This window comes from Sphingomonas sp. IC4-52 (assembly GCF_020707225.1).
Lineage (GTDB): Bacteria > Pseudomonadota > Alphaproteobacteria > Sphingomonadales > Sphingomonadaceae > Sphingomonas.
Window position 1 is genome coordinate 1,308,686 of record NZ_JAJFEU010000001.1, and the last position, 6,348, is coordinate 1,315,033.

The 6,348-nt window shown below is 63.3% G+C and carries 5 protein-coding genes; 1 reads left to right on the forward strand and 4 read right to left on the reverse strand.

Going from position 1 to position 6,348, the window contains the following annotated elements; translation table 11 throughout:
• Positions 1-64: 64 nt before the first annotated feature.
• Genes LK535_RS06480 through parE form a run of 3 tightly spaced genes read right to left on the reverse strand, consistent with a single transcriptional unit; the run spans position 65 to position 4,631 of the window.
• Complete coding sequence (locus tag LK535_RS06480) at positions 65-376, reverse strand: hypothetical protein (RefSeq protein WP_227771007.1); 312 nt, start codon at positions 374-376, stop codon at positions 65-67.
• Between the two features lies 1 nt (position 377).
• Positions 378-2,606, reverse strand: coding sequence for a ribonuclease R family protein (locus LK535_RS06485; RefSeq protein WP_227771008.1), 2,229 nt, complete (start codon positions 2,604-2,606; stop codon positions 378-380).
• Between the two features lie 45 nt (positions 2,607-2,651).
• Positions 2,652-4,631, reverse strand: a complete 1,980-nt coding sequence (gene parE, locus LK535_RS06490; RefSeq protein ID WP_227771009.1) for a DNA topoisomerase IV subunit B — start codon at positions 4,629-4,631, stop codon at positions 2,652-2,654.
• A 153-nt stretch (positions 4,632-4,784) separates the two neighbouring features.
• On the opposite strand from parE, the gene LK535_RS06495 reads away from it, so the two are divergent.
• The gene (locus LK535_RS06495) at positions 4,785-5,645 is read left to right on the forward strand and encodes an outer membrane protein (RefSeq protein WP_227771010.1); all 861 of its coding nucleotides are present in this window, start codon (positions 4,785-4,787) and stop codon (positions 5,643-5,645) included.
• A 267-nt stretch (positions 5,646-5,912) separates the two neighbouring features.
• Here the strand turns inward: LK535_RS06495 and LK535_RS06500 are convergent.
• Positions 5,913-6,348 (reverse strand): GcrA family cell cycle regulator (locus LK535_RS06500; RefSeq protein WP_227771011.1); only part of this gene is annotated, 436 nt, incomplete at its 5' end.

Genomic DNA, 6,348 nt, shown 5'->3' on the forward strand with positions numbered 1-6,348 from the left:
TGCAGCCACCGCGAACCGGCCTCTCCAATTGACAGCTAGCTTTTGGGGAGGTCGGTAGCGGCGCTTACCGTCCGATAGCGATGGCGCCGGCAGCCGCGAATCCCGCGACCGCAATGGCGCCCAGCACTCGCGCCAGTTCCTCCTTGCGAAAGTTGGTCAGCCTGCGCTCGTCGAGCCAATAACGATGCTCTGGCTCGGCCACGATGGCACCGAATTTCAGCATTCGATTCAGCAGGCGCTTCTCGCCTCGGCCAGCCGGTACGAATGACGCTGCATTGGCCGGCTTGATCGCGCCGGCCGCACGCAGCCGCTCCACGATCCGGTTCTGCGCACGCGTCGAATAACGCTCCGCAACACGCACCACGATATTCGCCAACCTACTTCCTCCGCCCCTGATGCCTGATATTGCCCGGCCGACCGCGACGCTTGAGAACGCGAGGAGCACGAGGCTCACGCTCGCTCCGGCGCGTCGGCCGCGCACCCTTGCCCTCCGGCATCTCGAACCGAAGTGCACCGGAAACCGGATTAGCATCTGCTAGACGCAGCTGCAGCCTCTGCCCCAACACATATTCGTCGCCGCTGGTCTCGCCCACCAGCCGCATTGCCGCCTCGTCGTAGCGGAAATACTCGCCGCCGAGATCGCTTACCGGCATCAGCCCGTCGCCGCCGACGCCCTCTACCGTGGCGAAGAAGCCGAAATTCTGTATCCCGGTGATACGAACGTCTACGATCTCCCCCACCCGCTCTGCGAGGAATGCCGCGACATAACGGTCGATTGTCTCGCGCTCCGCCTCCATGGCGCGTCGCTCGAGCTTGCTGATTGTCTCGCCCAGCCGCTCAAAATCCTCGTCGCCGTTGAGTCCTCCCGGCCCAAGTCCATAGGCACTGGTCAGCGCCCGATGGACCAGCAAGTCAGCGTAGCGCCGGATCGGCGAGGTGAAATGGGCGTAGGATCCTAGCGAAAGGCCGAAATGGCCGTGGTTGCCCGGGCCATAATAAGCCTGCGTCTGAGTGCGGAGCACCTGCTCCATAACCTGCGGCCGGAAATCCGCCTCGCCGACCCGGTCGAGAATGCGGTTGAACGTAGCGGGCTTGATAACCTGCCCCAGCGCGAAGGGGATATCGAAGGTGTCGAGATAATCCTTCAACGCCGCCAGCTTCGCGCGCGATGGCGGTTCGTGCACTCGGTACATCACCGGCGCCTTCTTGGCCTCCAGCGCCTTGGCCGCCGCGACATTGGCCGCGATCATGTAATCCTCGACCAGCCTATGAGCATCCAGCCGCTCACGGGGAGCAACCGAAAGCAAGCGCCCCTTCTCGTCCAGCGCAACCTGCCGCTCCGGCAAATCAAGGGCCAGCGGCTCACGCTTGTCCCGCGCTTCGGCCAGCGCGCCCCAGCAACCCCACAGGTTCCTCAGCGCCTTCATCAAATCATCGGAGACTGGCGGATCGCCGGCGTTGCCATCAATGGCAGCCTGAGCATCCTCATAGGCGATATTGCTGGCAATCCGAACAACGGCCCGCGTGAATTGCCAGGATTTGAGCGCACCGTTCTTGGTGATCTGAAGATGGCATGCCATGGCCGCCCGGTCTTCACCCTCCTTCAACGAGCAGACATCAGCCGAAAGCACTTCGGGCAGCATCGGCACGACCCGATCCGGGAAATAGACCGAATTGCCCCGCCGTCGGGCCTCGCGATCAAGAGCGCTGCCCGCACGAACATAGAAGCTGACGTCAGCGATCGCGACGACGGCGCGCCAGCCCTCGGGGTTCGACGGATCATCGTCCGGCGCTGCCCAGATCGCGTCGTCATGGTCGCGCGCGTCGGCGGGGTCGATCGCCACGATCGGGAGGTGAGTGAGATCCTGTCGCCCCTCACCCAGCGGCTGACTCGCGACGCGAGCCGCCTCGTCCAAGGTATCCTGATCGAAGACGTGAGGGATCTCATACCGGTGAATGGCAATAAGTGAAAAGCTGCGGGGCGCGAATGGATCACCCAGTCGCTCCACAACGCGAGCCGTGATCCGCGGCGGACGCCCAGTCCGCTCGGCTAGTACCAAATCGCCAGGTTCCGCGCCCCCGGCGTCGGAGACGGCATATTCGCGCCGCTCTTTCTTTTCGACGCCCTGTAGCCACAGTCGATCGCCCTCGCCCCGCAGCACGCCGATCATTTGCTCTGCCGCCGGAGCAAGCGCCTTCATCGGGTGCGCAATCCAGCCGCTACCGGCCTCCTCCGTTCGCGCCAGCAGGCGCGTACCCACGCCGATCTCGCCGCGCCGACGTTCCTTCACTCGCACCCGCGGCGGCGGTGTTTCCGCTTCCCACTTCTCGGGCGTGGCCCAAATGTTGCCACCGTCATCCACATCCACGACGCGCAGCACGGTAACTTTCGGAAGGCCACCCATCTTGTGAAAAGCGCGGCCAGGAGCGCTGTCTATCAGCCCCTCGTCTGCCATGTCCTTCAGGAGTGCCTTGAGCCCGATCTTTTCCTGCGCGGTCAACCCGAAGGCACGCGCGATTTCACGCTTGCCGGCGGGAGTGTCGCTCGTGGCGATGAAATCCAGGATTTGCTGGCGGCTCGGCAGCCCGGCCCGTGGTTTGCGCATCAGTGACAGATAGGGACTCGCGGCCGCTGCGTCACCCGCATGCGTTCACGCGTCGATCGCTTCCTCATCCATGCGCGCCGCATTTTCCTGAATGAACGCGAAGCGGTGAGCAGGATTGGTCCCCATCAGGCGATCGACGAGATCCTTCACACCAGCCCTTTCCTCATACTCCTGCGGCAAGGTGATGCGGATCAGGCTGCGGCTTCCGGGGTCCATCGTCGTTTCTCGCAGCTGGCCGGGATTCATTTCGCCCAGGCCTTTGAACCGCGCCACTTCCACCTTCTTGCCCTTGAAGACGGTGGCCTCGATCTCGGCTCGGTGCGCATCGTCACGGGCGTACAGCGACTTTGCGCCAACTGTCAGACGGTACAGCGGTGGTTGGGCAAGATAGAGGTGCCCGCGGCGGACCAGATCCGGCATTTCCTGGAAGAAGAAGGTCATCAGCAGCGTCGCGATGTGCGCGCCGTCGACGTCCGCGTCGGTCATGATGACGACGCGTTCGTATCGCAGGTTATCCGGCCGACACTCTTTGCGTGTGCCGCACCCCAAAGCCTGGATCAGATCCGCGATTTCCTGGTTCGCGAGAATTTTGGCGCTAGTCGCGCTGGCGACGTTCAGGATTTTGCCGCGGATCGGCAATATCGCCTGCGTTTTGCGATCACGGGCCTGCTTCGCGCTGCCACCGGCGCTGTCGCCTTCCACGATGAACAGCTCGGTTCCTTCCGGGCTGTCCGCAGCACAGTCGGTCAGCTTGCCGGGCAGGCGCAGCTTGCGTGACGACGTCGCCGTCTTGCGCTTCACCTCACGCTCGGCCTTGCGGCGCAGCCGTTCGTCCATCCGCTCCAGCACATAGCCGAGCAGGGCACGGCCGCGATCCATGTTCTGGCTCAGCCAATGATCGAAATGGTCACGCACGGCCTTTTCGACCAGCCCCGCTGCCTCTGGCGAGGTGAGCCGGTCCTTGGTCTGAGACTGGAACTGCGGATCGCGAATGAAGACGCTCAGCATCAACTCGCTGCCGACCATCACGTCGTCGGCGGTCAGCTCCTTGGCGCGCTTGTTGTTGACGAGATCGCCAAAGGCGCGCAGCCCGCGGACCAAGGCCTGGCGAAGACCCTGTTCGTGCGTGCCGCCGTCCGGCGTCGGGATGGTGTTGCAGTACCAGCTGTAGCTGCCGTCAGACCATAACGGCCAGGCGACTGCCCACTCCACACGGCCCGCCTCGTCGTGGAAATTCTGCGATCCCGAGAAGAAGTCGGCAGTGGCGCATTCGCGCCCACCCACCTGTTCGCGCAGGTGATCGGCTAGACCTCCGGGGAACTGGAATACGGCCTCTGCGGGAGTATCATCGCTGATCAGCTCGGGCGCGCACTTCCAGCGGATCTCAACGCCGGCGAACAGATACGCCTTCGATCGTGCCAGCCGGTAAAGGCGCGCCGGCTTGAAGAGCAGGTCGGGGCCGAAAATCTCCGCATCCGGGACAAAACTGACCAAAGTGCCTCTGCGATTGGGCGCTGCGCCGACTGTTTCGAGCCGTCCAAGAGTCTGCCCCTTGCTGAAACGCTGGCGGTAAAGCTGCCGGTCGCGTGCAACCTCGACGACGGTGTCGGAGGATAAGGCATTCACCACGGAGATGCCGACGCCATGCAAACCGCCGCTGGTCGCATAGGCCTTGCCCGTGAACTTTCCGCCCGAGTGGAGGGTGGAGAGGATCACCTCCAAGGCGCTCTTGTCCGGGAACTTGGGATGCGGATCGACTGGAATGCCGCGGCCATTATCTACGATTGTCAGCCGGTTGCCTGTGGCGAGCGTCACTTCGATGCGGGTGGCATGGCCCGCCACGGCCTCGTCCATGGCATTGTCGAGCACTTCGGCAGCAAGATGATGCAGCGCACGCTCATCCGTGCCGCCGACGTACATGCCCGGCCGTCGCCGCACCGGCTCCAAGCCTTCGAGCACCTCGATGGATGAGGCGTCGTAATCAGCAGCAGGCAATGGAGCGCGGAACAAATCTGGATCAGCCATATCTCCCATATAGCATTCGAGTGTCACATCGCGACCTGTTGCAATGCGGCAACAGTCTGGCTGCAGATGCGCCCCGGCAATGTTTCGAAATGCATCCTTTTTCGAACCGCCGCCGTTCCCGGCCACTCCAGTTCCGTAATGAAAGGTTTGCGTATGAAGCACTTGCTGCTCGCCGGCATCGCCGCCGCCCTGTTCGCCCCGGCGGTTTCCGCTCAGACGAGTGACGAGGATCCCGGCTTCTCGGGCGTCTATGTCGGCGCAGCCGGCGGCTACGACGTCCAGCCAAATGATGTCGGGTCGTCGATCCTGTTCGATCGCAATCTTGACGGCACCTTCGGCGACGTCGTGAACACCACGACCGCTCCCAATGCGTTCGCACCGCCGATCGGCGGTTTCTGCAACGGGCGTGCCCTGGGCGCTACCTCCCCGACGAACACCACCACGCCAGCAGGCTGCGCCAACGACAAGGATGGCTGGGCCTATTACGGGCGCGTCGGCTGGGATAACCAGCGCGGCAACTTCGTTGTCGGTGTAGTCGGCGAATTCGGCAAGAGCGAGATCACGGACAGCGTCAGCGCATTTTCAAGCACGCCGGCATCCTATGTGATGACCCGCTCAGTCGATTGGGAAGCATCGATCCGCGGCCGGGTTGGCTACACGCCGAACAACACCACCTTGTTCTACGGCACGTTCGGCCCGGGCTATGCGCGCATCGATCGTGACTTCACGACCACTAACACTGCCAACAGCTTCAGTGAGAGCGGCAAGCGCAATCAGTGGGGTATCACTGGCGGTGGCGGCATCGAGCAGCGGATCGGCCGCAACTTCTCGCTGGGCCTTGAATACATGTACCATCAGTATCAGGACAACGACTACCGGGTGCGCGCCGGCAGCACCGGCACGACGCCTGGAACCAATCCGTTCCTGCTCGCCGGCGCAGGCACGGACTTCCGTCGCAGTGACGACAAGTTCCGCTGGCACTCCCTGCGTGCAACGGCAGCGTTCCGCTTCTGATGATGCTTGATGCTGCGGCCGAGCTTTGGGTTGCTTGGCCGCAGCAACTTACTGGCAAGTTCGATGGATGACTTCAGGTTGTCTGGATCGCGCCATCGGGAGAGCGGGCTTGTTAAGATGACGACACCTCAGCCGTCCAAGTGAGGGAGATGGTCAACCGTCCATTGATCTGAACACCGTAGCGGTATTCCCAACCGCCAGAATGAAGAAGGCCATGCCAAACGCGTGGTTTGGCATGGCCTGAGCTTAAATCGGCGAATGGCACGGTTATCGCATGCGCGGGCCGCCAAAGGGCAGCGGAGCGGCGCGTCGGTCGCGACGCGGCAACTGCGCCTGATACGCATGCCCGCAATGTTCCACGCAGTACGGGAAACCGGGGTTCACCTTGTCGCCGCAGAAATGGAAATCCGGCTCGCCGGGATGCCCAAGCGGCCACTTGCAGACCTTATCGCTAAGATCCAGCAGGCCAGTCTTTCCCGCAATTTCCGGCGACGGCTTGGCTGGAACCAGGCGGCGCGGCGGCGCCGGCGCAATCGGAGGTTGCTGCTCGCCCGGCGCCTGACGCACGAAGCCGCCCGGTCCCACTGAGCGGACCATGCGCTGCGACTCAGGTGGCCGTTCCGGCTCAAGCGGCGTCGTGATGGTAATCGGCTTCGGCGCGGACACCTGAGTCACTGCAGGCGCACTCGCGGGCGCCATAGGC

Bases quoted from the DNA above. Each gene is read 5' to 3' on its own strand.
- LK535_RS06485 (WP_227771008.1), bottom strand. From the start codon at position 2,606: ATGCGCAAACCACGGGCCGGGCTGCCGAGCCGCCAGCAAATCCTGGAT.
- parE (WP_227771009.1), bottom strand. From the start codon at position 4,631: ATGGCTGATCCAGATTTGTTCCGCGCTCCATTGCCTGCTGCTGATTAC.
- LK535_RS06495 (WP_227771010.1), top strand. From the start codon at position 4,785: ATGAAGCACTTGCTGCTCGCCGGCATCGCCGCCGCCCTGTTCGCCCCG.